The organism is Burkholderia torrens (genome assembly GCF_984668525.1).
In genome coordinates, this window is sequence record NZ_OZ480213.1 from 1,198,136 (window position 1) to 1,224,169 (window position 26,034).

The 26,034-nt window shown below is 63.9% G+C and carries 19 protein-coding genes, 2 tRNA genes and 3 rRNA genes; 8 read left to right on the plus strand and 16 right to left on the minus strand.

Features of this window, described 5'->3' with window-relative positions:
• Nucleotides 1–34 precede the first annotated feature (34 nt).
• Nucleotides 35–1,315: a Zn-dependent hydrolase gene (locus AC5LXX_RS35655; RefSeq protein WP_493405936.1), complete on the minus strand. Its 1,281-nt coding sequence runs from the start codon at nucleotides 1,313–1,315 to the stop codon at nucleotides 35–37.
• Between the two features lie 354 nt (nucleotides 1,316–1,669).
• Here AC5LXX_RS35655 and AC5LXX_RS35660 point away from each other — a divergent pair, with 354 nt between their 5' ends.
• On the plus strand, nucleotides 1,670–2,368 hold the full coding sequence (locus AC5LXX_RS35660; RefSeq protein ID WP_493413851.1) for a TetR/AcrR family transcriptional regulator: 699 nt from the start codon (nucleotides 1,670–1,672) through the stop codon (nucleotides 2,366–2,368).
• A gap of 81 nt (nucleotides 2,369–2,449) precedes the next feature.
• Here the strand turns inward: AC5LXX_RS35660 and AC5LXX_RS35665 are convergent, their stop codons facing one another.
• Genes AC5LXX_RS35665 through AC5LXX_RS35675 form a run of 3 tightly spaced genes read right to left on the minus strand, consistent with a single transcriptional unit; the run spans nucleotide 2,450 to nucleotide 6,107 of the window.
• Complete coding sequence (locus tag AC5LXX_RS35665; RefSeq protein ID WP_493413852.1) at nucleotides 2,450–3,640, minus strand: acetyl-CoA C-acyltransferase; 1,191 nt, start codon at nucleotides 3,638–3,640, stop codon at nucleotides 2,450–2,452.
• Between the two features lie 18 nt (nucleotides 3,641–3,658).
• Nucleotides 3,659–4,426, minus strand: a complete 768-nt coding sequence (locus tag AC5LXX_RS35670) for a 3-hydroxyacyl-CoA dehydrogenase (protein WP_493413853.1) — start codon at nucleotides 4,424–4,426, stop codon at nucleotides 3,659–3,661.
• A 13-nt stretch (nucleotides 4,427–4,439) separates the two neighbouring features.
• Nucleotides 4,440–6,107, minus strand: coding sequence for an acyl-CoA synthetase (locus AC5LXX_RS35675; RefSeq protein ID WP_493413854.1), 1,668 nt, complete (start codon nucleotides 6,105–6,107; stop codon nucleotides 4,440–4,442).
• 144 nt (nucleotides 6,108–6,251) lie between these two features.
• Between AC5LXX_RS35675 and AC5LXX_RS35680 the strand changes: the two genes are divergently transcribed.
• Both AC5LXX_RS35680 and AC5LXX_RS35685 read left to right on the plus strand, forming a co-directional pair.
• Nucleotides 6,252–7,256 (plus strand): AraC family transcriptional regulator, encoded by a 1,005-nt coding sequence (locus AC5LXX_RS35680; RefSeq protein ID WP_493413855.1) that lies wholly within the window; start codon nucleotides 6,252–6,254, stop codon nucleotides 7,254–7,256.
• A 312-nt stretch (nucleotides 7,257–7,568) separates the two neighbouring features.
• Nucleotides 7,569–7,940 (plus strand): nuclear transport factor 2 family protein, encoded by a 372-nt coding sequence (locus AC5LXX_RS35685; RefSeq protein WP_493413856.1) that lies wholly within the window; start codon nucleotides 7,569–7,571, stop codon nucleotides 7,938–7,940.
• Nucleotides 7,941–8,036: 96 nt separating this feature from the next.
• On the opposite strand, the gene AC5LXX_RS35690 is transcribed toward AC5LXX_RS35685, so the two are convergent.
• Nucleotides 8,037–9,866 carry a methyl-accepting chemotaxis protein gene (locus tag AC5LXX_RS35690; RefSeq protein WP_493405942.1) on the minus strand — a complete coding sequence of 610 codons (1,830 nt, stop codon included), beginning with the start codon at nucleotides 9,864–9,866 and terminating at the stop codon, nucleotides 8,037–8,039.
• Between the two features lie 277 nt (nucleotides 9,867–10,143).
• Between AC5LXX_RS35690 and AC5LXX_RS35695 the strand changes: the two genes are divergently transcribed.
• From AC5LXX_RS35695 to AC5LXX_RS35710, 4 genes are all read left to right on the plus strand, one after another.
• A complete protein-coding gene (locus AC5LXX_RS35695) occupies nucleotides 10,144–10,725 on the plus strand; it encodes an RNA polymerase sigma factor (RefSeq protein WP_493413857.1) in 582 nt (193 codons plus the stop codon).
• A 12-nt stretch (nucleotides 10,726–10,737) separates the two neighbouring features.
• Nucleotides 10,738–11,046 carry a hypothetical protein gene (locus tag AC5LXX_RS35700; protein ID WP_124456479.1) on the plus strand — a complete coding sequence of 103 codons (309 nt, stop codon included), beginning with the start codon at nucleotides 10,738–10,740 and terminating at the stop codon, nucleotides 11,044–11,046.
• Nucleotides 11,047–11,048: 2 nt separating this feature from the next.
• Nucleotides 11,049–11,345 carry a 4Fe-4S dicluster domain-containing protein gene (locus tag AC5LXX_RS35705; RefSeq protein WP_493413858.1) on the plus strand — a complete coding sequence of 99 codons (297 nt, stop codon included), beginning with the start codon at nucleotides 11,049–11,051 and terminating at the stop codon, nucleotides 11,343–11,345.
• A gap of 105 nt (nucleotides 11,346–11,450) precedes the next feature.
• On the plus strand, nucleotides 11,451–12,167 hold the full coding sequence (locus AC5LXX_RS35710; protein ID WP_493413859.1) for an O-methyltransferase: 717 nt from the start codon (nucleotides 11,451–11,453) through the stop codon (nucleotides 12,165–12,167).
• Nucleotides 12,168–12,286: 119 nt separating this feature from the next.
• Here AC5LXX_RS35710 and rrf read toward each other — a convergent pair.
• From rrf to AC5LXX_RS35735, 5 genes are all read right to left on the minus strand, one after another.
• Nucleotides 12,287–12,399 (minus strand): 5S ribosomal RNA (gene rrf / locus AC5LXX_RS35715).
• 152 nt (nucleotides 12,400–12,551) lie between these two features.
• Nucleotides 12,552–15,433 (minus strand): 23S ribosomal RNA (locus AC5LXX_RS35720).
• Nucleotides 15,434–15,718: 285 nt separating this feature from the next.
• A tRNA-Ala gene (locus tag AC5LXX_RS35725) sits at nucleotides 15,719–15,794 on the minus strand.
• Between the two features lie 37 nt (nucleotides 15,795–15,831).
• Nucleotides 15,832–15,908: transfer RNA gene (locus tag AC5LXX_RS35730), tRNA-Ile, on the minus strand.
• Between the two features lie 64 nt (nucleotides 15,909–15,972).
• Nucleotides 15,973–17,505, minus strand: a 16S ribosomal RNA gene (locus tag AC5LXX_RS35735).
• Together the 16S, 23S and 5S rRNA genes with 2 tRNA genes alongside form the textbook arrangement of a ribosomal RNA operon.
• A gap of 644 nt (nucleotides 17,506–18,149) precedes the next feature.
• Here AC5LXX_RS35735 and AC5LXX_RS35740 point away from each other — a divergent pair.
• A complete protein-coding gene (locus AC5LXX_RS35740) occupies nucleotides 18,150–18,587 on the plus strand; it encodes an ATPase (protein ID WP_493387572.1) in 438 nt (145 codons plus the stop codon).
• 175 nt (nucleotides 18,588–18,762) lie between these two features.
• Here the strand turns inward: AC5LXX_RS35740 and AC5LXX_RS35745 are convergent, their stop codons facing one another.
• The 6 genes from AC5LXX_RS35745 to AC5LXX_RS35770 all read right to left on the minus strand — a co-directional run bounded on the left by AC5LXX_RS35745 (nucleotide 18,763) and on the right by AC5LXX_RS35770 (nucleotide 25,924).
• Nucleotides 18,763–19,449 carry a DUF429 domain-containing protein gene (locus AC5LXX_RS35745; protein WP_493413860.1) on the minus strand — a complete coding sequence of 229 codons (687 nt, stop codon included), beginning with the start codon at nucleotides 19,447–19,449 and terminating at the stop codon, nucleotides 18,763–18,765.
• Between the two features lie 9 nt (nucleotides 19,450–19,458).
• The gene (locus AC5LXX_RS35750) at nucleotides 19,459–19,983 is read right to left on the minus strand and encodes an HD domain-containing protein (RefSeq protein ID WP_124457115.1); all 525 of its coding nucleotides are present in this window, start codon (nucleotides 19,981–19,983) and stop codon (nucleotides 19,459–19,461) included.
• Between the two features lie 121 nt (nucleotides 19,984–20,104).
• Entirely contained in the window at nucleotides 20,105–23,575 is a 3,471-nt protein-coding gene (locus AC5LXX_RS35755) for an ATP-binding protein (protein ID WP_493413861.1), read from the minus strand.
• Nucleotides 23,576–23,578: 3 nt separating this feature from the next.
• Complete coding sequence (locus AC5LXX_RS35760; protein WP_493413862.1) at nucleotides 23,579–24,829, minus strand: metallophosphoesterase family protein; 1,251 nt, start codon at nucleotides 24,827–24,829, stop codon at nucleotides 23,579–23,581.
• 54 nt (nucleotides 24,830–24,883) lie between these two features.
• Complete coding sequence (locus tag AC5LXX_RS35765) at nucleotides 24,884–25,426, minus strand: CbrC family protein (protein ID WP_493413863.1); 543 nt, start codon at nucleotides 25,424–25,426, stop codon at nucleotides 24,884–24,886.
• Between the two features lie 78 nt (nucleotides 25,427–25,504).
• Nucleotides 25,505–25,924, minus strand: coding sequence for a hypothetical protein (locus AC5LXX_RS35770; protein WP_493413864.1), 420 nt, complete (start codon nucleotides 25,922–25,924; stop codon nucleotides 25,505–25,507).
• Nucleotides 25,925–26,034 lie beyond the last annotated feature (110 nt).

The following is a 26,034-nucleotide window of genomic DNA, read 5'->3' on the forward strand; positions in this document are numbered from 1 at the left end:
GATACGCAGCGTTCCGGCTGCTACGGTCGATGCGTCATGAAGCCGGCTCGCATGCGCGCGACAGCATCGCGTGCAGCAGCACGTTCGCGCCGGCCTCGATCCATGCAGGCGTCGCGTCCTCGATCTCGTTGTGGCTGATGCCGTCGACGCACGGCACGAATACCATCGATGTCGGCGCGACCTGCGCGAGATAGCACGCGTCGTGCCCGGCGCCCGATACGATGTCGCGATGCGAGTAGCCGAAGCGATCGGCCGCGCCGCGCACGGCTTCGACGCAGGCGGCATCGAATGCGACCGGCTTGTAATAGAAGATCTGCTCGAGTGCCGTTTCGAGCCCGATGTCGGCCGCGATGCGCGCGACACCGTCGCGCAGTGCGGCGTCCATCTTCGCGAGCACCGCGTCGTCCGGATGCCGGAAATCGACGGTGAAGAACACGCGGCCCGGAATCACGTTGCGCGAGTTCGGGTGAACCTGCATCATGCCGACCGTCGCGCAGCCGAACGGCGCATGATCGAGGCCGATCCGGTTGACGAGATCGACCACGCGCGACGCGCCGAGCAGCGCATCACGACGGCGCGGCATCGGCGTCGGTCCCGCATGCGCTTCCTGGCCGGTGAACGTGATCTCGTACCAGCGCTGCCCCTGAGCGTCGGTCACGACGCCGATCGTCTTGCATTCCGCTTCGAGAATCGGCCCCTGCTCGATATGCAGTTCGAACGCCGCATGCAGCTTGCGCCCGCCGCACGGCACGTCGCCCGCGTAGCCGATGCGCGCCAGTTCCTCGCCGATCGTCTTGCCGTCGACGTCCTTGCGCGACAGCCCGTATTCGAGCGAAAACACGCCGGCGAACACACCGGATGCGACCATCGCGGGCGCGAAGCGCGAGCCTTCCTCGTTGGTCCAGATCACGACCTCGACCGGATGCTCGGTCTCGATCCCGCGATCGTTGAGACTGCGAATCACCTCGAGGCCGCCAAGCACGCCGTAGATGCCGTCGAAGCGGCCGCCGGTCGGCTGAGAATCCGCGTGCGAGCCCGTGACGACCGGCGCCGCGTCGGCCACGCGGCCCGCACGCCGCATGAACACGTTGCCCATCGTATCGACCGTCACCGTGCAGCCGGCGGCCTTTGCCCAGCCGACGATCAGGTCGCGGCCGGCCTTGTCGAGATCCGTCAGCGCGAGGCGGCACACGCCGCCTTTCGGCGTTGCACCGATCTTCGCGACTTCCATCAGGCTGTCCCACAACCGCTTCCCGTCGACCTTGATCGACGTGTCGAACGCTGCCCGCTTCACTGTTTCCGATACCGCATTCATTCGTATCGCTCCTGTGGGGTCGTGATGTCGTCAGCCGGTCTGTGCCGGTGCGTGTCGTGCCTGTTTCGGGGCAGCGCCGCCCAAGCGCGGTGCGTGCCCGGATCGTTCGCGAAGATCGTCCGACGAATCCGGCTGAAGGGCTTCCGCCGCTCGTCGAATCCTGTCCGATTGGACAGGTTTTAGACGATCAAAATGACCAGCGCAATGTCTTTCTTCATGGAGTCGACAGAGCGAGAAACGTGCCATCGCAACGCAGCATCGCGGCGGATGCGCGGTATCCGCACGCGTGCGTTCGACGCGGATCAACGGCTAGAATGAAGCCCAACGCGGCATGCCCGCCGCGCGAGGGTAACGATGAGACATGACGAGGCGGCAGCCGAAGCCACCGACAGCGACGAAACGTCCGCCCCGATGCGGCGACGCAAGGCACACATCCGCGAGTCCAACGAGGCGCATCTGCTCGCCTGTGCGGAGGCCGTGTTCGCCGAACGCGGGCTCGACGGCGCGAGCACCGCGATGATCGCGGAGCGCGCCGGCTTGCCGAAAGCGAACCTGCATTACTACTTCCCGACGAAACTCGCGCTGTACCGCCGCGTGCTCGACGACCTGTTCGAGGATTGGCATCGCGCGGCCGGTACATTCGAGGCTGACGACGATCCGGTGGAGGCGATCGGCGGCTACGTGCGCGCGAAGATGGCGCTGTCGCAGCGGCGCCCGCTCGGCTCGAAAGTCTGGGCCAACGAGATCATCCACGGTGCCGAGCACATGCAGGACATCCTGTCGGAGCGCGTAAAGCCGTGGTTCGACACGCGCGTGAGCGTGATCGACGGCTGGATCGCACGCGGGCTGCTCGCGCCGATCGACGCGCATGCGCTGATGTACCTGATCTGGGCGACCACGCAGCACTACGCGGATTTCGATGCGCAGATCCGCGCGCTGAGCGGCAAGCGCACGTTCACGAAGAAGACGTTCGACGAGAAGACCGAGCAGGTCGTGCAGCTCGTGATTCGTGCGTGCGGCGCGGTATCGCCGAAGCCAGGTTCTCCGGAATGAAAATCGGGCGACGGGTATCGCGCAAGTCCGCCTTGCGCGATACCCGTCGCCCGCGTTGCAGCGTGCGTGATCCGCGATGCGTTACGCGATGCGCTCGATCGCGATCGCCGTCGCCTCGCCGCCGCCGATGCACAGCGATGCGACGCCGCGCTTCAGGCCATACGTTTCGAGCGCGGCCAGCAGCGTCACCATCACGCGCGCACCCGATGCACCGATCGGATGCCCGAGCGCGCACGCGCCGCCATGCACGTTGACCTTCTCGTGCGGCAGGTCGAGGTCGCGCATCGCCGCCATCGGCACGACTGCGAACGCTTCGTTGATCTCGAACAGGTCGACGTCGCGCAGGCTCCAGCCGGTCTTCTCCGACAGCTTGCGCAGCGCGCCGATCGGCGCCGTCGCGAACAGGCCGGGCTTGTCCGCAAACGTCGAATGCCCGACGATCACGGCCTTCGGCGTGAGGCCGAGGCGCTCGGCTTCCGAGCGGCGCATCATCACGAGCGCGGCCGCGCCGTCCGAGATCGACGACGCGTTCGCAGCCGTCACCGTGCCGCCTTCGCGGAACGCCGGCTTCAGCGTCGGGATCTTGTCCAGCTTCGCGTTGCCCGGCTGCTCGTCGATCGACACGACGCTTTCGGTCTTGCCGGCCTTCACGGTCACCGGTGCGATCTCCGACACGAAATGCCCTTCGGCGATCGCGCGCTGCGCGCGCGTCAGCGACGCGATCGCGAACGCGTCCTGCGCCTCGCGCGTGAACTGGTACGCCTGCGCGCAATCCTCGGCGAAGGTGCCCATCAGGCGGCCTTTCTCGTACGCGTCCTCGAGCCCGTCGAGGAACATGTGGTCGAGCACCTGCCCGTGACCCATGCGCATCCCCGCGCGTGCCTTCGGCAGCAGGTACGGCGCATTCGTCATGCTCTCCATCCCGCCCGCGACGGCCACCGCCGCCGAACCGGCCAGCAGCAGGTCATGCGCGAACATCGCGGCCTTCATCCCCGAACCGCACATCTTGTTGACCGTGGTCGCGCCCGCGCCGAGCGGCAGCCCGGCCTTCAGCGCGGCCTGCCGCGCCGGCGCCTGGCCCTGGCCGGCCGGCAGCACGCAGCCGAACACGATTTCGTCGATGCGTTCGGCCGGCACGTTCGCGCGCTCGAGCGCCGCGCGAATCGCTACCGCGCCCAGATCGCTCGCGCTGGCTGCCGCCAGATCGCCCTGAAAACCACCCATCGGCGTACGCGCCGTGCCAACGATTACGATCGGATCCTGAGTCGTCATGATTCGCTTCCTCCAGTGTCAGCGCGGTGCCATGCGCAACGCGCCATCGAGACGGATGACTTCGCCGTTCAGCATCGTGTTCTCGGCGATGTGGCGCACCAGCGCCGCAAATTCTTCCGGGCGGCCGAGCCGCGGCGGGAACGGCACGCTCTTGCCGAGCGCGTCCTGCACGTCCTGCGGCATGCCGGCCATCATCGGCGTCGCGAAGATACCCGGCGCGACCGTCACGACGCGAATGCCGAAGCGTGCGAGTTCGCGCGCGATCGGCAGCGTCATGCCCACCACGCCGCTCTTCGACGCAGCATACGCCGCCTGCCCGATCTGCCCGTCGAACGCCGCGACCGATGCGGTGTTGACGATCACCCCGCGCTCGCCTTCCGCATCGGCGTCCTGCTTCGACATCGCTTCGGCGGCCAGCCGGATCATGTTGAAGGTGCCGATCAGGTTGATCGACACCGCCCGGGCGAAACGGTCGAGCAAGTGCGGGCCGTCGCGGCCGACGACCTTCTCGCCCGGCGCGACGCCCGCGCAGTTGACCAGCGCGTCGATGCGGCCGAATGCGTCGCGCGCGGCGGCGACGGCCGCCTGCCCGTCGGCCTCGCTCGTCACGTCGGTCTTCACGAAGCGTGCGGCCGCGCCGAGTTCGTGCGCGAGGCTCGTGCCCGCATCGTCATTGACGTCCAGCAGCACGGCCTTGCCGCCCTCCGCGACGACCATGCGCGCCACCGCGGCGCCAAGGCCCGAACCGGCGCCCGTAATCAGAAAAACGCGATCCTTGATATTCATTCGCAGTCCGTATTCAGGGTTGAGCGGCCTTCTCGGCTTCCATCTTGCGCAGCACGAAGCGCTGGATCTTGCCGCTCGGGGTTTTCGGCAGCGCGTCGACAAAGTCGATCGCGCGCGGATACGCGTGAGCGGACAGCCGCCGCTTCACATGCAGGCTCAATTCCTCGGCCAGTTCCGGCGTGGCGTCGAAGCCTTTCGACAGGACGACGAACGCCTTCACGATCTCCGTGCGCTCCGGATCGGGCACGCCGATCACCGCGGCCTCGCTGACGGCCGGATGCTCGATCAGCGCGCTTTCCACGTCGAACGGGCCGATCCGGTAGCCGGACGACGTGATCACGTCGTCCGCGCGGCCGATGAAGCTCACGGTGCCGTCCGGCTCCAGCTCGACGTTGTCGCCGGTCCGGTAGTAGCCGCCCGCGATCGCCGGCGTGTCCTGCTGCCAGTAGCCGTGGAACCACAGCAGCGGCGAGCGAGCGATGTCGATCGCGAGGTTGCCGGGTTCGCCGGGGCCGAGCTCGCGGCCCTCGTCGTCGAGCACCGCGACGCGGTAGCCCGGCATCGCGAAGCCGGCCGAACCGACATGCACCGCGTGCGCGAGACCGTGATGGTTGTTCACGACCATCCCGAGTTCGGTCTGGCCGTAGTGATCGTAGATCGGCGCGCCGAGCGCCGTGTCGAACCAGCGCACGACTTCCGGATTCAGCGGTTCGCCCGCACTGCTCACCACGCGCAGCTTGCCCTTCACGCGCGCGGCCGCTTCCGGCCCGGCGGCCATCAGCATCCGGTACGCGGTCGGCGAGCCGGCCAGGCTCGTGATGCCGAGCCGTTCGATCACGTCGTACGTGCTGTCGACCGTGAAGCCGCCCTCGTGGAGCGTCGTCGCATGGCCGAGCAGCAGCGAGCCCGTGATCGCGTAATAGAGGCCGTAGGCCCAGCCCGGATCGGCGATGTTCCAGAACCGGTCGCCGGCGCGCAGGTCGACCGCTTCGCGCATGTACGCACCGAACGCGAGCAGCGCGTACAGCGGCACCGGCACGCCCTTCGGCAAGCCCGTCGTGCCCGATGTCGACATCATCATGAACAGGTCCGTGCCCTTGCGCAGCACGGGTTCGAACGCGTCGGCCTGCGCATCGAGCACCGCGCGGAAATCGATGTCGTGCGCCGGCAGCGTCTCGCCCGCTTCGCGCACCGTCGCGACCGGCGGGCAATCGGCGATCTCGTCGAGCTTCGCGCGATTCGCGACGTTGGTCACGACGACGCGTGCATCGCTCATGCGCAGCCGGTGTTCGATCGCCTTCGGGCCGAACGCGGTAAACAGCGGCTGATAGACGGCGCCCGCGCGCCACGTGCCGAGGATCGTCGCGACGAGCTCGGGCGTGCGCGGCAGCATGCCGGCCACCACGTCGCCCGGCTTCACGCCCTGCGCGACGAGCAGGTTCGCGACCCGGGCCGACAGCGCCTGCATCTGCGCGAACGTGAAGCGGTGATGCTGCCCGCCGATGTCGATCCAGTCGAGGGCGACCGCGTCCGCCGTCGCGTGCCGGTCGCAGCATTCGACGCACGCGTTCAGGCCGCGCTCCAGGTCGCCGTGCAGCTGCGCGGCGGCGGTCTCGATACTGAACCGGGCCACGGCGTCGGCGTAGGCCGGCACCGCCCGGGCGGTAGCTCCATCAGGCATGCGTGTCTCCTGTGCGTTATAGCCGCCGGCGAGCCGGGGGCGCGACGGGGATATATCGATAGTAGACAGCCCGCACATTGCAATCAATGACAAACAGAATCTAGAATCGTGATCGCTTTTGCCATGTCGGGAGGATGCAGAAAAATGGGGCCGCAGATGATTTCGCCGGATTTCGTCGACGATGCGCTCGCGTGCCTGCGCCGGCGCGGGTTGCCGACGGAACCGGTGCTGCGCGCCGCCGGCCTGCCGGCCACCGTGCACGAGCCCGTCACGCCGCAGCAGTACGGCCGGCTGTGGCTGGCGATCGCCGGCACGCTCGACGACGAATTCTTCGGCCTCGCCGCGCGCCCGATGCGGCAAGGCAGCTTCACGCTGCTCTGCCACGCGGTGCTGCACGCCGGCACGCTCGAGCAGGCGTTGCGGCGTGCGCTGCAGTTCATGCGCGTGGTGCTCGACGAGCCGCACGGCGAGCTCGTCGTGGCCGACGGGCAGGCGCAGATCGTGCTGACGCAGTCGGGCGCGCCGTATCCGGCGTTCGCGTACCGGACGTTCTGGCTGATCCTGCTCGGCGTCGCGTGCTGGCTGACCGGCCGGCGCATTCCGCTGCAGCGTATCGATTTCGCGTGCCCGAGCCCCGATCAGCGCAGCGACTATCACCAGTTCTTCGGCGTGCCCGTGCATTTCGACCGGCCCGACAGCCGGCTCGCGTTCAACGCCGCTTACCTCGCGCTGCCGACGATCCGCTCCGCGCAGGCGCTGAAAACCTTCCTGCGCGGCGCGCCCGGCAACCTGCTGGTGCGCTACCGGCACGATACCGGCTGGGTCGCGAAAACGCGCGCACACCTGAAAGCGCTGCCGGCCGCCGAGTGGCCCGACTTCGATGCGCTGGCCGTTCGCCTGGGCACGACGCCGGCGACGCTGCGGCGGCGCTTGCGCAGCGAAGGACAAAGCTTCGCGGCGATCAAGGACGAGCTGCGCGGCGCGCTGGCCCAGTCGCTGCTGCGCGGGCACGCGCTCAGCGTCGCGGAGATCGCGGCCGAACTCGGCTTCACCGAGCCGAGCGCGTTCCATCGCGCGTTCCGCAAATGGACGGGCACGAGCCCCGGCGCGTTCCGGCGTGACGTGCATGCGGCGAAGGCGGAGCCGTGAAGCACGGCCGCCCATGACCTCGGGCTCGAAGCACGAGTCGAACGCCTGCGGACGTCCACGCTGCAACGTCACGCGGGCGCCGGCTCCCCGGGCAACCCGGTCGACGCTCGCCGCGGCGCCTCGCAGCGGCCGCGGAAACGGCTTGCAGCATGCGTAGTAGTCGAGCGACGTCAGCGACAGGCCAACGATCCGCGACACGTCCGCACCGCCGAGCCGGTTCGCCGGTTCGTCCGTAGTCAGGCACTGTCGAATGCGCGGTAGGCTTTGTCCGTCGCCACTGCGTACGCAGTCACAACCCAGCGAGGATCCGACATGGATGCAATCCGTACCGTCATCGAACCATTTGAAACCGCGTTACGCGCGGCGATGCTGGTCAACGATATCGACGCGCTTGATGCGCTGCTGGACGACGGGCTGGTGTTCACCGTCCCGACCGGCCAGGTCATCTCGAAGGACGACGATCTGTCCGCGCATCGCGCGAAGCTTCTGCGCCTGGAGAAGCTCGACGTCCACGAGATGCGCGCATGCGCGATCGACGCGATGATCCTGACCACGACGAAAGCGACACTCGCCGGTCATTTCGATGGCGCGGCGTTCAACGGCACGTTCGCCTATACGCGTCTCTGGCGCCGCTCGGGCGCCGGCTGGCGCGTCGTCGCCGGGCATGCTTCGCAGGTCATGTAGACTGCGCCCGATTCCGGCTGCCCGGACAGTCACGCACGCGAGAAGGATGCCGCGCCCGCCCATGTCGCGGACGGACGCAGCCGGTATCGCACCTCGTCAGGCCGGCTGCGACGTCGATGCACGATGGTCCTCGAGCTTGAACTCGCCGACCGTCTGCGCGAGCCTGGCGGCCTGCTCGCGCAGCAACGTCGCCGCGGCGGCCGACTGCTCGACGAGCGCCGCATTCTGCTGCGTCGCATTGTCGAGATGCGACACGGCCTGATTCACCTGCTCGAGCCCTGTGCTCTGCTCCTTTGCCGCGACGGTAATCTCGGCGATCACGCCCGTGATGCTGCGCACGCCCGCGACGATTTCGTCCATCGTCGCGCCGGCCGTCTGGACGAGTCCGGAGCCGCCTTCGATCTTCTCGACCGACGAGTGAATCAGCTGCTTGATCTCCTTGGCAGCCTGCGCGCTACGCTGCGCGAGTGCGCGCACCTCACCCGCGACGACCGCGAAGCCACGGCCGTGCTCGTTCGCGCGTGCTGCCTCGACGGCGGCGTTCAACGCGAGAATGTTGGTCTGGAACGCGATGCCGTCGATCACGCCGACGATATTGGCGATCTCGCCGGATGCTTGCGTGATGTCGTTCATCGTCGACACGACCTCGCTCACGACCGAGCCGCCGCGCAGCGCGACGTTCGACGCGGATTCCGCCAGACGGCTCACCTGGCTTGCCGCATCGGCCGAGTTGCGCGCCGTGCCGGCGATTTCCTCGAGCGCGGCGGCCGTTTCCTGAAGGCTCGACGCCGCATGTTCGGTCCGGCTCGACAGATCCTGGTTGCCCTGTGCAATCTCGGCGCTCGCAAGGTTGACGGACTCGCTGAACTCGCGAATCTGCAGCAGGATCGTGCTGATCTTTTCGGCGAACAGGTTGAACGCGTGCGCGATCTGCGCAGCTTCGTCCGCGCCGTCGGCAGGCAGGCGTTTCGTCAGGTCGCCGCTGCCGCTCGAGACGTCCGTGAGCGCATCGCGAACCAGCAGAATGCGTTTGAAGGCCGCGTTCGTCATCGCGCCGACGAGTGCCGCCGCGATGACGGCAACGATCAGGATGGCAGCCAGCGTCGTCGTCGCGACCGCACGCATGCCGGCCGTCACGTCCGCCTTGTCGAGCGCGAGCACCAGCGACCAGTCGGTGCCGGCGATCGGCTGTGCGCGCACCAGCTTGGTGGCCCCGTCGACGTCGACCGCGACGGGCGCGGATGCCGACTGCAGCGCGCCGAGGTGTTCGGAATCGAGCACCGGCGAAAGACCGGTCGCGGGCTTCATGATCAGGTCGGTCTTGGCCGACGCGATCACGCGGCCGCTCTTGTCCACCAGGAATGCGAAGCTGGCCGGTGTCGGATGAACGGAGGTGACGATCGCGCTCACGCTCTCCATGAACAGGCTGGCGGCCAGTACGCCCTTCACCGTGCCATCGCGCACCACGGGCACCGCGAACGCAACCGCCGGCTTGCCCGTCGTTGCATCACGGTAGAGCGCCGTCACGACCAGCTGGCCCGCGCTGACGGCCTGCTTGTACCAGGGGCGTGCGGTCGGGTCGTAGCCGGGCGCGAGCGGGACGTTCGAGAACGCGGTCTTGTCCGGCAGGCCGAGCGTCAGCACCTCGAAACCGCCCGACTTGCCGAGCAGCTTCAGCGCCGGCAGCGGGTCGCCTTCGCCGATCGCGATCGTGTCGGCGAGCGCCTGGGTTTCCCGTGCTCTGCTGGCCACCCATTCGTTGATCGCCAGCGCGTGACCGGCGAGGATCGACTTGTGGTTCTGGTCGATGGCCTCGTCGTTGTGGTTCTTGACGACGTAATAGACCAGCCCCCCCGTCACGGCCAGCGCCGTGACTACGATGGCGACGCAGGTCGCAAGTATCCGAGCACGAATCGAGGACAGCATGATGACTTCGATCTCCATTACCGCGTTATTTAAATGGGGTCGCCGAAGGCCGACGACGTCCTGTTTAACGACAGCGGTCTGGAGAACTTAAGGCCTGACTGGCCAGACCAGTTCGGATAAGGGACCGGCCGGGTTGCGGAGCCGCGGGAGGAGGACGGGACCGATTCGGCAAGACCGGGCTACCGTGCCGACTGTCCGTAGCGCAGGAAGAGATGTGCCCGGCAGCGAATTTTCACACGCGCCACAATATTCCGGCGCCTGAAACGTCTTAACAGGCATGGAATCGCCACCCACTTCGCACATGATGACCGACCCAGACCGCGACATCACGGCGACGGTGATGCGTGAACGAACGAGGCTAGTGAATTTCATCCGGCGCCGGATCCGCGACCCGGACGACGCCGAGGACATCCTGCAGGATGTGTTTCACGAATTCGTGCAGGCCTATCGCCTGCCTGCCCCCATCGAACAGGCGAGCGCGTGGCTTTTCCGTACCGCACGCAACCGCATCATCGATCGTTTTCGCAAGAAGAAGGAGCAGCCGCTGACCGAATTGCTCGACACCGAGGACGACGCGAACAGCGAGTATCGACTGGACCTCGCGCTCCCGGCGCACGATGCCGGCCCCGAAGCACGCTACGCGCGCACGCTGGTGCTCAAGGCCTTGCAGGATGCACTCGACGAGTTGCCACCCAATCAGCGTGAGGTTTTCATCGCGCATGAACTGGAGGGCCAGTCGTTCAAGGAGATGACCGCGCAAAGCGGCATCGCGCTCAATACCCTGCTCGCGCGCAAGCGCTATGCGGTCTTGCATCTGCGCGCCCGACTGCAGCCCATTTATGACGAACTGGATAACTAACGGAGTCGACGGATGAATTTTCGAATCAGATGTGCCGGCAAGGCGCTGCTCGTGGTGATCGCCATAGGCGTGCTCGGATGGGTCGTCATGATGCTGTGGAACTGGGTGATGCCGGCCCTGTTCGTCGGCGCCCGTACGATCGACTTTGCCCATGCGCTGGGCCTGCTCGTGTTGAGCCGCATTCTGTTCGGCGGATTCCGCGGGCACCGCGGCTGGCACGGCCGGCGCCACTGGCGCAAGTGGGAATCGATGACACCGGAAGAACGCGAGCGTTTTCGGGCCGCATGGCGATCGGACAGCAACCCGCGTGCGGGAGAGTGAACATGCGCGAGAAATCGACAGGTGACTGCAAACAGAAGCCGGGGGTGATTGCGCCGATCGTCGATCTGAAACGTTGCGAGGGTAAGGGGGATTGCGTTGCCGTTTGCCCCGAGAACGTGTTCGAGGTCCGGCGCATCGACAGCGCCGATTACCTCAGCCTCGGTCTGATGCATCGCCTGAAGCAGCGCGTGCACGGCATGAAAGTCGCCTACACGCCGAATGCGCAAGCCTGCCGTTCATGCGGACTTTGCGTGACGGCGTGTCCCGAACGCGCCATCACGCTCGCCCGCAGGACATAGCGCCGCCTGGGCGCATCGATGACGGAACGACTGTACAGGAAGCCTGGCGGAGCGCGTGATCGCCGGATACCGCGTCGACTTCATCAATCTCTTCAAGGGAAACATATGGCTTCATCCACCATTGCTCTTCTGCAACGGCTTCATGAGGAGAGCCGGGCGGAAATCATGGCGCGCGCCCGCGCTCAGTTCCAGGGATCGGACGAAGCGTTCCTGTCGCTCGGCGACGAATACGAGGCGCTTGCGCCTCGGCTGCGTGGACGGTTTCTCGAGAATCTCGGGCTGTCCACTGACGACTTCGCGACCTCGGAAGGCAGTCCGCTATCGTTGGCCGTATCGGCGGAAACGGGAAGATTCTTGCGCAACATGGTGCTCTCACAACGGTCGGCGAGAATCCTCGAACTCGGCAGCTCCCGCGGCGTGTCCACCCTGTATTTCGCCGAGGCGCTGCGTACCTTGGGCCGAGGCGTGGTCGTCGCGACCGAGTGCGATGCGCTCAAGTGCGCACATCTGCGCGCGCACGTCAGAACAGCGGGCCTGGACGCCTATGTGGACATGCGGGAGGGCAACGTATTCGACACCGTTGCCGAGCTGGACGGTACGTTCGACCTGGTATTTATCGACGTATGGGCCGACGCCTATCTGAAACTGTTCAAGCAGATCGAGCGACTGCTGCGCCCGGGATCAGTGGTACTGGCCGACAACATGTATACAGCCGAGGACGCCGTTCGGCCGTACAAGCACTACCTCGACGACGATCCGCGATTTTCGACCACGACGCTGGACTTTGAATCGGGTATCGAATTTACGGTTGTCGTTTCTTGAGTGGGGTGTCGTCAAAAAGGTTAGTGCTGGATGCGTCGTCACCAGCCATTCGACGCACATTTCCGCCGCTCAAATGCAAAAACCCCCGCCTGTTCGGGCGGGGGTTTCTGGCTTAGGGAGCCTGACGATTACCTACTTTCACACGGGAATCCGCACTATCATCGGCGTAGAGTCGTTTCACGGTCCTGTTCGGGATGGGAAGGGGTGGGACCGACTCGCTATGGTCATCAGGCAAAGAGGGTTGTTGCGCTGGCTTCGCAGCGCAACCAATCTTGGAAGAAGCAGTAATTAGGTTGTGTGTATCACACACGAGAATCCAACATGTCGCTTTGGATCGCGGCCAGTGCTTTCACACGGCGCCGATCTACAAGGCAGACTTGTTATAGGATCAAGCCTTACGGGCAATTAGTATCAGTTAGCTGAACGCATTACTGCGCTTACACACCTGACCTATCAACGTCCTGGTCTCGAACGACCCTTCAAGGGGATCTAGTCCCCAGGGATATCTCATCTTAAGGCGAGTTTCCCGCTTAGATGCTTTCAGCGGTTATCTCTTCCGAACATAGCTACCCGGCGATGCCACTGGCGTGACAACCGGTACACCAGAGGTTCGTCCACTCCGGTCCTCTCGTACTAGGAGCAGCCCCCTTCAAATATCCAACGCCCACGGCAGATAGGGACCAAACTGTCTCACGACGTTTTAAACCCAGCTCACGTACCTCTTTAAATGGCGAACAGCCATACCCTTGGGACCGGCTACAGCCCCAGGATGAGATGAGCCGACATCGAGGTGCCAAACACCGCCGTCGATATGAACTCTTGGGCGGTATCAGCCTGTTATCCCCAGAGTACCTTTTATCCGTTGAGCGATGGCCCTTCCATACAGAACCACCGGATCACTATGACCTGCTTTCGCACCTGCTCGACTTGTCGGTCTCGCAGTTAAGCACGCTTATGCCATTGCACTATCAGCACGATTTCCGACCGTACCTAGCGTACCTTCGTACTCCTCCGTTACGCTTTGGGAGGAGACCGCCCCAGTCAAACTGCCTACCATGCACTGTCCCCGACCCGGATCACGGGCCAAGGTTAGAACCTCAAACAAACCAGGGTGGTATTTCAAGGACGGCTCCACCGAAACTAGCGTTCCGGTTTCATAGCCTCCCACCTATCCTACACAGATCGGTTCAAAGTCCAATGCAAAGCTACAGTAAAGGTTCATGGGGTCTTTCCGTCTAGCCGCGGGTAGATTGCATCATCACAAACACTTCAACTTCGCTGAGTCTCGGGAGGAGACAGTGTGGCCATCGTTACGCCATTCGTGCAGGTCGGAACTTACCCGACAAGGAATTTCGCTACCTTAGGACCGTTATAGTTACGGCCGCCGTTTACCGGGACTTCAATCAAGAGCTTGCACCCCATCATTTAATCTTCCGGCACCGGGCAGGCGTCACACCCTATACGTCCACTTTCGTGTTTGCAGAGTGCTGTGTTTTTATTAAACAGTCGCAGCCACCAGTTTATTGCAACCCCTTCACCCTCTGCCCGCAGGGGCATCAAGCTACAAGGGCGTACCTTATCCCGAAGTTACGGTACCAATTTGCCGAGTTCCTTCTCCCGAGTTCTCTCAAGCGCCTTAGAATACTCATCTCGCCCACCTGTGTCGGTTTGCGGTACGGTCATCATTAGACTGAAGCTTAGAGGCTTTTCTTGGAACCACTTCCAATTGCTTCGCTCCCTAAGGAGCTCGCGCCACACCCTTGAATTCCGCGCCCGGATTTGCCTAAGCGCCTTCTCCAATGCAGCGACCGGGACTTCCAACACCCGGACAACCTTCCGCGATCCGTCCCCCCATCGCATCTAACAATGGTGCAGGAATATTGACCTGCTTCCCATCAGCTACGCATTTCTGCCTCGCCTTAGGGGCCGACTCACCCTACGCCGATGAACGTTGCGTAGGAAACCTTGGGCTTACGGCGAGGGGGCCTTTCACCCCCTTTATCGCTACTCATGTCAGCATTCGCACTTCTGATACCTCCAGCATCCCTTCCGAGACACCTTCGCAGGCTTACAGAACGCTCTCCTACCATGCGTGCAAAGCACGCATCCGCAGCTTCGGTATATAGCTTAGCCCCGTTACATCTTCCGCGCAGGACGACTCGATCAGTGAGCTATTACGCTTTCTTTAAAGGGTGGCTGCTTCTAAGCCAACCTCCTGACTGTTTTAGCCTTCCCACTTCGTTTCCCACTTAGCTATATTTGGGGACCTTAGCTGGCGGTCTGGGTTGTTTCCCTCTTGACACCGGACGTTAGCACCCGATGTCTGTCTCCCGTGATTGCACTCTTCGGTATTCGGAGTTTGCTATGGCGGGGTAATCTGCAATAGACCCCCCAACCATGACAGTGCTCTACCCCCGAAGGTGAGACACGAGGCACTACCTAAATAGTTTTCGGAGAGAACCAGCTATTTCCAAGTTTGTTTAGCCTTTCACCCCTATCCACAGCTCATCCCCTAACTTTTCAACGTTAGTGGGTTCGGACCTCCAGTACGTGTTACCGCACCTTCATCCTGGCCATGGATAGATCACTTGGTTTCGGGTCTACGCCCAGCAACTGAACGCCCTATTCGGACTCGCTTTCGCTACGCCTGCCCTATACGGTTAAGCTTGCTACTGAACGTAAGTCGCTGACCCATTATACAAAAGGTACGCCGTCACCCCTTACGAGGCTCCGACTGTTTGTATGCATGCGGTTTCAGGATCTATTTCACTCCCCTCCCGGGGTTCTTTTCGCCTTTCCCTCACGGTACTGGTTCACTATCGGTCGATCACGAGTATTTAGCCTTGGAGGATGGTCCCCCCATCTTCAGACAGGATTTCACGTGTCCCGCCCTACTTGTCGCACACCTAGTTCTTTCATACTGTTTTCGCCTACAGGGCTATCACCTGCTATGGCCGCACTTTCCAGAGCGTTCGGCTAACAATACAAATAAAGAGTGCAAGGCTCATCCCATTTCGCTCGCCACTACTTTGGGAATCTCGGTTGATTTCTTTTCCTGCGGTTACTTAGATGTTTCAGTTCACCGCGTTCGCTTCACATGGCCTATGTATTCAGCCATGGATACTCCAAAAGGAGTGGGTTTCCCCATTCGGACATCTACGGATCAAAGCTTGTTTGCCAGCTCCCCGTAGCTTTTCGCAGGCTACCGCGTCCTTCATCGCCTGTGATCGCCAAGGCATCCACCACATGCACTTGTTCGCTTGACCCTATAACGAGTCTGTCTCATCGACAGTCGCTACAGGTTGAGTTCTCGCGTTGTGCCGTATTCCAATTGAGCCGAACATTAAGTTCGAATCATCTTGAGATACATCGATACAATCACAACCCGGATAGTTTCCACGTCCATCTCAAGACGCTTCCGCTATCCAAATTACTTGCTTCTTCCAGATTGTTAAAGAACGACAGCCGATATCTGTTGATATCCTCTGACTGGCTCAATCGCCAATGCAAAGCGCTCGCTGATTTTTCAGCAAACTCTTAGCATTGAGGATTGGTGGAGGCAGACGGGATCGAACCGACGACCCCCTGCTTGCAAAGCAGGTGCTCTCCCAGCTGAGCTATGCCCCCATGTACAGATGACCTCAGGTGTACTACCGCCAGACAATGGTGGGTCTGGTTGGATTCGAACCAACGACCCCCGCCTTATCAAGACGGTGCTCTAACCGACTGAGCTACAGACCCCTGAGTCTGTCTTTAAATTTACAGCCGATAAGCGTGAGCGCTCAACTTGTGCGAGAAGCTCTGGAAAGGAGGTGATCCAGCCGCACCTTCCGATACGGCTACCTTGTTACGACTTCACCCCAGTCATGAATCCTACCGTGGTGACCGTCCTCCTTGCGGTTAGACTAGCCACTTCTGGTAAAACCCACTCCCATGGTGTGACGGGCGGTGTGTACAAGACCCGGGAACGTATTCACCGCGGCATGCTGATCCGCGATTACTAGCGATTCCAGCTTCATGCACTCGAGTTGCAGAGTGCAATCCGGACTACGATCGGTTTTCTGGGATTAGCTCCCCCTCGCGGGTTGGCAACCCTCTGTTCCGACCATTGTATGACGTGTGAAGCCCTACCCATAAGGGCCATGAGGACTTGACGTCATCCCCACCTTCCTCCGGTTTGTCACCGGCAGTCTCCTTAGAGTGCTCTTGCGTAGCAACTAAGGACAAGGGTTGCGCTCGTTGCGGGACTTAACCCAACATCTCACGACACGAGCTGACGACAGCCATGCAGCACCTGTGCGCCGGTTCTCTTTCGAGCACTCCCACCTCTCAGCAGGATTCCGACCATGTCAAGGGTAGGTAAGGTTTTTCGCGTTGCATCGAATTAATCCACATCATCCACCGCTTGTGCGGGTCCCCGTCAATTCCTTTGAGTTTTAATCTTGCGACCGTACTCCCCAGGCGGTCAACTTCACGCGTTAGCTACGTTACTAAGGAAATGAATCCCCAACAACTAGTTGACATCGTTTAGGGCGTGGACTACCAGGGTATCTAATCCTGTTTGCTCCCCACGCTTTCGTGCATGAGCGTCAGTATTGGCCCAGGGGGCTGCCTTCGCCATCGGTATTCCTCCACATCTCTACGCATTTCACTGCTACACGTGGAATTCTACCCCCCTCTGCCATACTCTAGCCTGCCAGTCACCAATGCAGTTCCCAGGTTGAGCCCGGGGATTTCACATCGGTCTTAGCAAACCGCCTGCGCACGCTTTACGCCCAGTAATTCCGATTAACGCTCGCACCCTACGTATTACCGCGGCTGCTGGCACGTAGTTAGCCGGTGCTTATTCTTCCGGTACCGTCATCCCCCGACTGTATTAGAGCCAAGGATTTCTTTCCGGACAAAAGTGCTTTACAACCCGAAGGCCTTCTTCACACACGCGGCATTGCTGGATCAGGCTTTCGCCCATTGTCCAAAATTCCCCACTGCTGCCTCCCGTAGGAGTCTGGGCCGTGTCTCAGTCCCAGTGTGGCTGGTCGTCCTCTCAGACCAGCTACTGATCGTCGCCTTGGTAGGCCTTTACCCCACCAACTAGCTAATCAGCCATCGGCCAACCCTATAGCGCGAGGCCCGAAGGTCCCCCGCTTTCATCCGTAGATCGTATGCGGTATTAATCCGGCTTTCGCCGGGCTATCCCCCACTACAGGACATGTTCCGATGTATTACTCACCCGTTCGCCACTCGCCACCAGGTGCAAGCACCCGTGCTGCCGTTCGACTTGCATGTGTAAGGCATGCCGCCAGCGTTCAATCTGAGCCAGGATCAAACTCTTCAGTTCAAACCTGTTACTGTTTTCGGTTCAGTTAAGAACCGGTCGCTCACTCAAAGCTGACAGGAATATGAATCACTTCATAAACCTGACTTACTTTAGTGTGAGACTCTTGATACTTTCGCTATCTGATCCGAAGATCAGCTCGCTTCCATCAAGCGCCCACACTTATCGGCTGTTAATTTTTAAAGAGCGTTTCTGCGAGAAACCTGAATTTTCTCAGCAGCGCTGCGTTTTCAGCAGCAGAGAAGCGAGATTATGAACCGTGTTTCGCAGTTCGTCAACAACTTTTTACATCACGTCGCTGCGACTGCGGGGCTCAACTTCCGTACCGCCGAGGCCGCTACCACCAAGCCTCAACAGCACTGCTTCCCTTCCTTCCGCGCCGCGTTTCCGTTAGCGCGAAAGAGGCGTGATTCTATGCACCTCGCGCCATTCCCGCAAGCCCTTTTGTGAAGAAATTTGAAAAAGCCCCCGTGCGCTGACGCGCACGGGGGCTTTGGGGATCGACGGGCGTGAATCCCTACGCGAACAGTTCCCTATAGATATGACGTATACCGGTCTTTCCGCTTATATAGAGGGCAGCGGAATGGACAAGGAACCTGGCGCGGTCGAGTATCATGCCGCGACCGAACCACGCACTCATATCGACGATGGACAGCACGACTCAATCCGGCGACGCCGATCTTCGCGACGAATATGCGGCGCTGCGCGAACGCGCCATCCTGCTGGAAGAACAGACGCCGCCGCTGCTTCAGCGCATCTCGGATGTCCTGCCGCGGATCAGCGGCGAATCCGAACTGGCGGACGAGCACCGCGAACGGCTCGTCGGCGCGCGCAACGCGGCGATGGTCTCGATCGAAAACTATCAGCAGGCGATCCCCTTCCTGCAGACAGCCGATTCGATCATCGAGCAGCTGGACAAGACGCCCGAGCGCGACGAAGACATCGAGTGGCGCGAATCGCTGCTGCAACGGCTCGACGAGCTGATCGACGTCGCCGTCGTGATGATCAACGATGCGGAAGACTACTTCGATCAGGCGCAAGCCTGCGACCTGTCCAGCGTACCGAAGTCCATCCTCGAGGATTGAGCGGCGCTGCCCGGGATTGCGCGGCGCATCGGCTTCATCTCGTGTGCGCCCGCAATCCCGATGTTTGTCCGGTCGACACTCAAGCCCTGACGCCATCAGCGCCGGGAAAGCCGCACCTCTCCCGCAAAAGCTCACCTTGTCGTGGCAACTGTCCCGCAGTCGCCACGTGCCATCGCTAATGCGAGTCGAGCACAATCGTCTCGTTCACGATCGGCACGCGGATGTAGCCGCCCTCCGTGTCGCCATACGCATGTGCGTTCCCGTCGATCACATATTGCGCCGTCAACGCGCAAAGGGTCGCGTCTCGCGCATCGACGGAGCGCAGCGTCGACACGTCGATCCCCAGCCGTTCCAGCAACTGCTGGCGCTGGGTACGCTTCTGCTTCGCCGACGCCACCGCCTTGCCCAGCATCGCGCAGGTAACCGCGTACGGATAGGTCTCGAAACTCACACGACCGCCCGCGTAGTGCGCACCGGTCAGCAACGGATAGGTGTCCGCCAGCGCGCGGTACACGCGCTCCCCGATGAACATCCAGTCGAAGAAGCCCGATATGCTGGCGACGGCCTGCTCCCGCGACGGTGTCGGAAAACACGAAATCCGTTCGCGCGCGAGCACCTGTTCGGCCGCCCGGCGACCGATGCCCGTCCACCATACGCTCGGTGCGTCGACGCCGACGGCCACGACATCATGGGCGACACACAGCGCGGGCACTGCCTCGGGTGCAATCCGCGCTTCGCGGCAGACGACCGTCGACCCACGCAGGATCACGAGATCGCACAGCTTCTTGTCGCCCCCGACGTCGACACCCGCCACGGCGGGCGCTTGCCGCGCGGCGACTTCGACGGATCGGGCCGACGCCATGCGGGAACCTCAGTCCGCCGGCCGCGCGCCGTACGCGGTGTCGAAGATCGCCTCGAGACCGGGATGCACGCCGCGCATCGGGTCGACGACCGACTTCGCCCAGTCGAAATAGGCCTGCTTGCGCTCGAGCGGCCAGTCCGCGGGCGGATGCTGCGCGATGTCACGCAGATTGCAGATCTTGTCGGCGAGCTTCACGAGCTTCGCGCGCCGGCTGATGGTCGACGCATGCTCGACCTGCAGCCGCTTGCGTTCTTCCTTCGGCAACGACTTGTCGTCGGTGACTTCCATCACGATGTCAGCCACGTCCTTGCCGAACAGACGCAACAGCTCCTGCTCGGTCGTCTCCGTATCCTCGACCGTGTCGTGCAGCACGGCCGCGACGATCACGCGCTCGTCCTCGACGCCGGCCTCGTTGGCCAGCACGTCGGCGAGTGCAATCGGATGATTGATGTACGGCGACGCCTCTTCGTCCTTGCGACGCTGATTGCGATGCTTGTCCGCCGCGAACGCGATGGCGGCTACCAGCTTTTTCATATTTTCCCCTCGTGTGGCCAGACCCGCGACCGGTTGACCCGGCCGCGTGCGTTTCGGAACCGCTCATACTACCTGTACGCGATGCCCCTCCCGTGTACCGGCATCCCGGCTCGCCCCCGCATCACGCGCCGGCCGGCGCGCGCTGCAGCTCGACCACGTTGACCCGCGCGCCGAAGACGTCCCTTACGAGCGGCAGCAGGTGGTCATGGTGTGTCAGGAACAGCACCTGGGTTCGCGTCGACAGATCGCGCAGCGCATCGAGCCCGGCCTTCGCGCGCGCGTCGTCGAAATTGATGAACAGATCGTCGGCGACGAACGGCAGCGCCGTCCGGCTGCCGAGCTGCAACTCCAGTGCCGCGATGCGCAGCGCGAGGAACAACTGGTCGCGCGTGCCTTCGCTCAACCCGGCGACCTCGACTGACGTTCCCTTCGTGCGCCGTGCATACAGCGCGGGCGGCGTCCGTTCGGTATCGACGGTCAGCTTCGCGAATTCGCCGAGCGTGAGCCCCGCGAAGATCTCGCCCGCGCGCCTGAGCATCGGGCCCTGCTTCTGGTCGCGATAGCGATCCGTCGCCCACTTCAGCAAGCGGCTCGCGGTAGCCGCCTCCAAATACTGTTCAGCTGCATCGCTCATCGCCGCCAGCGCTTCCTGCCGTTTCGACTCGGCGACGGCCGCATTCGCCTGGCCGTCGATCGCGCCGAACGCCTGGTCGGCCACGACCTGCTGCTGCGACAACTCGTTCAGCCGCTTGCCGACATCGGCGAGCGACTGCTTCACGGCTTCGAGATGGGCCGGCACGTCGGCAATATCCTGCTCCGCGACCTCGGCTTCGACGGCGGACCGCGACAGACCGTCACCATCGCGCACCAGTGCCTCGTGCGCGGCATCGACCGCCTGCCGAAGCTGGCGCTGACGATCCGAGCGCTCGGCCAGCGGCAGCGCCGCATCGATCGACGTGACGCCGGCCAGTTGCAGCAGCGGCTGGATGCGCGCATCGGCACCAGCCACTGCGGCAGCCGCATCGGCAACCTTGCCGTCGGCCTGCCGCACGGCCTCGTCGGCACGGCCGATCGCGCGGGCGACTTCCCTGGCGGCCGCGAGGCGCATCGTCAAGCGCCGCGCCACGTCCGGCCAGTCGCCGCTCGCGAGCCACTCCGGCGCAAGCGTTTCGGCAAGCCTGCGTGCGCCGGCCTCGAGCGCGGCCAGTTCCGCACGGATCGTGGCGATCCGGTTGCGCGGCGCGTCGGCATCGGCCAGCTCGGCCGTCACCGCATTCGCGAGCCCGAGCGCGCCTTCCGCCGCGGCCAGCGTCGCCGCGCTCGCCGACAGTTTCGCGTCGGCCAGCGCGTCGCGCCATTGCGCGTGCCACGCATCGTAGGCCGCCTGCGTGTGGCCGGCCCGTGATCGCGCCGTCGCGCAGCCGCGTTCGGCTTCCCGCGCGCGGTCTTCCAGGCTGTCCTTTTGCGCGATCGCTTTCTCGGCCGACTGCACGAAGGTCTCGGCGATCGCGACGAGCGCCGCCAGCCCGTCCGACTCGCCGCCGTGCGATACCGAGCGCAGCACTGCACGCAGCGTTGCTTCCGCGCCGGCCCGGGCAGCACATATCGTGTCGTATTCGCGGCGCTGACGGTCGAGATCCGCCTGTGCAACGAACACCGTTTCGCGCTTCGCCAGCCAGTCGCCCATCGCCGCCAACGGCATGCCGGGCACCGCGGCTGTCGTAGCGAGCGCGGCCCACGCGTCGCGATGTGCGGCCAGTTCACGCTCGCGCTCAGCCAGCGCGGCCTGCCTGCGCGTCACGCCGGCACGCGAGGACTCGACCTGCTGACGCAACGATTGCAGCGTCGCAGCCGCCTGCGTGGCGCCGAGCTGTGCGTCGACGAGTTCGTCGGCAAGGCGAATCGCATCGTCGACTGCCGGTGCGCCCGTCGCGAGATCGACCGCGCCACTGCGGATATCTCCCCACGCACCATCGCGCCGGGCACGCGCCGCGAGCACGTCGGCGGTCGTGACGACCTTGTGGTTCTCCGCGAAATGCTTCTCCTGCAGTTCGAGCCGCTCGAGTTCCTCGAGCGCGCTGTCCCGTGCATCACGTGCCGCGGCGGCTGCACTCGCGTATTCGCTGTCTTCCTTCAGCAGCGCGCCGAGTCGCGCCGCCGACGGCACGTCGAGCGCGCGCAGCGTGTCGACCGGCATGCGCCACTGGCCGAGCGCATCGAGCGCGCCCGACAACGTGCGTTCGGCGGCAACGAGCTCGTGCGCCAGCGCCTGCTCGCGCTGGCCGCTGTTGCGAAAGCCCTGCGCATCGGCCAGCGCCGCGCGCAGCGCCTCCGGCACGTCGACGGTCGACAGGCGCGCCTGTTGTTCCTGCACCTGGGCAAGCTCGCGCGTGCGTTCGTCGAGCGATTCGCGCGCGCCGGCGAGCGCCTGGTGCAGCGCGCCGTGTTCGCGCAGCAGGTTCGTGACCGTCTTCAGCGCCAGCGCCGTCGGCAGCGACGCGCGCAGCGACGCTTCATCCGTCGGCCAGTTCAGCTGCGCGGCCGCTGCACATGCGGCGGACACATGCCGCTCGACGTCCACGCCCAGCAGCAGCAGATCCTGCGCATGATTCATGCACGCGCCGCGCAACCGATCGAGTGCTTCGATATCGGCTTCGAGCGCAAGCGTGTCGGCGTCCGCGTCGATTGCAGCGCGCGCCTGCCGTTTCGCGAGCAGGTCGGCGCGCCGTTCCTCGAGCACCTTCTGCTCGGCCGCGAGATCGCCCTGCGCCTTCAGCAGATCGGCATACGCGGTCGGCGGCAACTCGACGATCGCGCCCAGTTCGGCCAGCGCCGCGTCCTTGACCGTCAGTTCCTTCAGGTACGGCGCGAGCCGACGGACGCGTTCAAGCTTCGAGCGCAACGTTTCGAGCCGGCGCTGTTCGGCACGCGCCTGCTCGATCTGCTGTTCGACCGCCTCGCGCGCGTCCTTCCGATCGACCCAGTCGCGCGTGCGCACCTGGACCATCTTCAGTTCGGTCACGGCTTCGTTGAACGACGCCTCGGCCAGCGCGAATGCGCTGCCGCTCCGACGCGGCGCCCACAGCTCGGCCGAACGCGCATCGAGCTCCTCGCGCACCGGCCCGAGACTGCCGACACCGGCGGCCGACTCGAACAGCACCTGTCCGAGCTTGTCGGATGCATCGAGGATGCTCCGGCCACCGTCGACCAACCGCCCGTGATCGAGCCCGAACATCTGCTCGAAGAATTCGCGCGTCGCACCATCGAGGATCGCGGCAAGATAATCGTCGGGTAGCTTGTCGTCGGCCGGCGTGCGCAACGGGCTGCGCCCGCGCGCGCGGTGGAACGCCAGTTCGCCGCTGCCGTTCTCCAGCACGCCGCCGATCCGCAGTTCGGGCGTGCTGTGCAGGAAATCGAGCGGAGTCTGCAGCTTCATCCCGAACAACAACTCGGACACGGCCGTGCGGATCGTCGACTTGCCGGCCTCGTTCGGCCCGACGATCACGTGAAAATCCTCGCCGGCCGACGGGAACCGCAGCGTCTCGTCGGTGAACTTGCCGTACTTGATCAGATCGAGCTGGCTGATGCGCATCGCTTACTCCCCCTTCGCCAGCCGCGCGAGCAACGCGGGTCCGACCTGCTCGACCAGCGCCGTGAGCTCGCCGGCGCGCGCCATCGCCAGCAACGGCACTTCCTCCTTGACGTCGCTGCGCACCTTGCCGACGAACGGCTTCAGATCGCGCTCGAGCAGCGCGAGGAAATTCGGATCGTGCGCGGCATCGGCGAGGATCTGCTTCAGGTCCTCCAGCGCTTCGAGCTGCTCACTTTCGCCCGGCTGATGATCGGCGGTGGACGTCTCAAGCCGGACCTTCTCGAGCCACAGCCGCTCGTTGCCGATGATGCCGATCTGGTTCAGCACCTCCGCGCGCAACTGCGGCCCGCGTCCGAAAAAGAGACCGTGCGCGGGTGTGCGCCCCGTGACCGTCACGCGCACCGCGCGCGGCACGTGGCCGTCGACGGTCAGCAGCGCCTCCAGCGACTGGCCGATCTTTCTCGACAGATCGGCCACCGACAGGCAATCGGACGCATCGACCGACACGGCTTCCCAGCGCAGCACGTCGAGATACAGGCGTTCGACCTGCGTGCGGCCCTGCTCGACCGTCACGAGCACCGCGCCGCGTCGGCCCGTCTCGCGAATATGGCGCCCCTGCAGGTTGCCGGGAAACACGACCGTGGACGGCCCCGTCCATTGCTGGAACTCATGCACGTGGCCGAGCGCCCAGTAGTCGTAGCCCTTCGCGTGCAGTTCGGCCAGCGTGCACGGAGCGTAGTTCGCGTGCGCGGCATAGCCTTCGAGCGCCGTGTGCAGCACGCCGATGTTGTAGCAGCCGGGCACCGGATCCGGATAGCCGATCGCGAGATTGTCGACGACGGCCTTGTCCTTGAAGCTCTGCCCGTGCAGTGCGACGTCGAATTCGGGGAGCCTGACGGTTTCCGGCTTGCGGTGGCCGAACACGGTGACGTTGTCCGGCAGCGTCAGCTTCTTCGTCATCTCGCTTTCGGCATCGTGGTTGCCGCCGAGCACGAACGCGCGGATGCCGGCCTTGCGCAGCCGCCCCATCTGCTGGCCGAAGAAGATGCCGGTGTTGTGATCCTTCCAGTCGCCGTCGTACAGGTCGCCGGCGATCACGAGAAATGCGACTTCCTCCTCGATCGCACGATCCACGAGCTGCCGCAGCGCCTCGCGCGACGCGTTGCGCAACTGCGCGGCCGGCGCGTCGGGATAGGCGCTCAGGCCGTGCAACGGGCTGTCAAGGTGAATGTCTGCCGCGTGGATGAACTTCACGAAGATTCCTCTGTGTCGTGACGAAAGGGTGTACTGCCCGGGCGGGCCCGGTCGTCAATCGCAATCCTGGTAGCCGCCAAGTTTGCCGCAATGGATGCAGCGAAACACATACGCGGCCGGTGAACCGTCCTTGTCGAGCGCCGCGAAAAAGTGTTCCCACTCGGCGCCGTCGTCGAGCCCGGTCGACGCGCGGATCGCATCGACGGCCTGCGGGCCGAACGCCTTCAGCTCAGCGGCACCCGCACGGCCGATGAACTGCGCGCCGTCGCCGCAATGCGTCCACCATCGCTCCTGCTGCCAGCCCCGAAAACCCGGCGTGCGATTCGCGATCTCGTCGACGACCGCTTCGGACACCGCGTCCCATTCGCCGCCGCCGACGCCGTACGTGTCGGTAAAACTTGCATCGAGCTGCGTGTGCGCCGAGCCGTCGGCGATGCACCATGGGCAGATGCACCGCTCGTATTCGTCGACCGCATACACGGGCCCGGCGTAAACGTAACCGCGCGCGTCGCCGCAGCATGCACAGCGCACGTCCGAGGCAATCACGCTGCCCGTCGCGAGCGGGTCGGGATGGTACCTGAAAGCGGGTAACGACATGGCATTCTCCGTCGGCCCGGATGATCCGGAAGCACGCGATGCGGATGCGAACGGCCATTGTGCCGCAGCACGACCGCATTACTGCGGAACATCGACCTCGGCAAACGTGCCGTTCACGAAACGATAGACGCGATGCGTGGCACCGCCGTGCGCGACATATTCCCACCGAATGTCGATGCCGGCCGGCGCGTCGCGCCATGTAATCGCCCGGTCGTTGCCGTCGATCAGCTTCGCGCGATCCGACGGGAACGCCACGCTCGATGCATCGGCCAGTGCACGCCGAAGTGCGGCCGGCACGCTCAACGGCGATGTCTTCTTGCCTGCCGCGTCGACCTCGATCAGCCTCGCGTGCGCCCATTCGATCGCGTGGCCGTTGGCCAGCCGCACCGATTCGGGCGCCGGCGTTTTGGCGGAGGCAATGACCGCATGCGACACCAGCAGCAACAGCGTCGCGCATTTCAACGCAGCCGGGATCGTCGAGCCGTTTCGTATCTGCATGGACAGCGCGAACATATCGTGGAGTTCGTCGGTCGGGCCGGCGTGCCGCGCGGGCGATCCCGGTTCAGGATCGCGCCGCGTACATCATGCGGAACGACGTCCGCGGCCGA

Excerpts from the sequence above, each read along its gene's own strand:
- AC5LXX_RS35675 (WP_493413854.1), bottom strand. The coding sequence starts at position 6,107 with ATGCCTGATGGAGCTACCGCCCGGGCGGTGCCGGCCTACGCCGACGCC.
- AC5LXX_RS35685 (WP_493413856.1), top strand. The coding sequence starts at position 7,569 with ATGGATGCAATCCGTACCGTCATCGAACCATTTGAAACCGCGTTACGC.
- AC5LXX_RS35680 (WP_493413855.1), top strand. The coding sequence starts at position 6,252 with ATGGGGCCGCAGATGATTTCGCCGGATTTCGTCGACGATGCGCTCGCG.
- AC5LXX_RS35700 (WP_124456479.1), top strand. The coding sequence starts at position 10,738 with ATGAATTTTCGAATCAGATGTGCCGGCAAGGCGCTGCTCGTGGTGATC.
- AC5LXX_RS35710 (WP_493413859.1), top strand. The coding sequence starts at position 11,451 with ATGGCTTCATCCACCATTGCTCTTCTGCAACGGCTTCATGAGGAGAGC.
- AC5LXX_RS35660 (WP_493413851.1), top strand. The coding sequence starts at position 1,670 with ATGAGACATGACGAGGCGGCAGCCGAAGCCACCGACAGCGACGAAACG.
- AC5LXX_RS35655 (WP_493405936.1), bottom strand. The coding sequence starts at position 1,315 with ATGAATGCGGTATCGGAAACAGTGAAGCGGGCAGCGTTCGACACGTCG.
- AC5LXX_RS35750 (WP_124457115.1), bottom strand. The coding sequence starts at position 19,983 with ATGAAAAAGCTGGTAGCCGCCATCGCGTTCGCGGCGGACAAGCATCGC.
- AC5LXX_RS35740 (WP_493387572.1), top strand. The coding sequence starts at position 18,150 with ATGGACAGCACGACTCAATCCGGCGACGCCGATCTTCGCGACGAATAT.
- AC5LXX_RS35745 (WP_493413860.1), bottom strand. The coding sequence starts at position 19,449 with ATGGCGTCGGCCCGATCCGTCGAAGTCGCCGCGCGGCAAGCGCCCGCC.
- AC5LXX_RS35695 (WP_493413857.1), top strand. The coding sequence starts at position 10,144 with ATGGAATCGCCACCCACTTCGCACATGATGACCGACCCAGACCGCGAC.
- AC5LXX_RS35690 (WP_493405942.1), bottom strand. The coding sequence starts at position 9,866 with ATGCTGTCCTCGATTCGTGCTCGGATACTTGCGACCTGCGTCGCCATC.
- AC5LXX_RS35670 (WP_493413853.1), bottom strand. The coding sequence starts at position 4,426 with ATGAATATCAAGGATCGCGTTTTTCTGATTACGGGCGCCGGTTCGGGC.
- AC5LXX_RS35665 (WP_493413852.1), bottom strand. The coding sequence starts at position 3,640 with ATGACGACTCAGGATCCGATCGTAATCGTTGGCACGGCGCGTACGCCG.
- AC5LXX_RS35770 (WP_493413864.1), bottom strand. The coding sequence starts at position 25,924 with ATGCAGATACGAAACGGCTCGACGATCCCGGCTGCGTTGAAATGCGCG.
- AC5LXX_RS35755 (WP_493413861.1), bottom strand. The coding sequence starts at position 23,575 with ATGCGCATCAGCCAGCTCGATCTGATCAAGTACGGCAAGTTCACCGAC.
- AC5LXX_RS35705 (WP_493413858.1), top strand. The coding sequence starts at position 11,049 with ATGCGCGAGAAATCGACAGGTGACTGCAAACAGAAGCCGGGGGTGATT.
- AC5LXX_RS35765 (WP_493413863.1), bottom strand. The coding sequence starts at position 25,426 with ATGTCGTTACCCGCTTTCAGGTACCATCCCGACCCGCTCGCGACGGGC.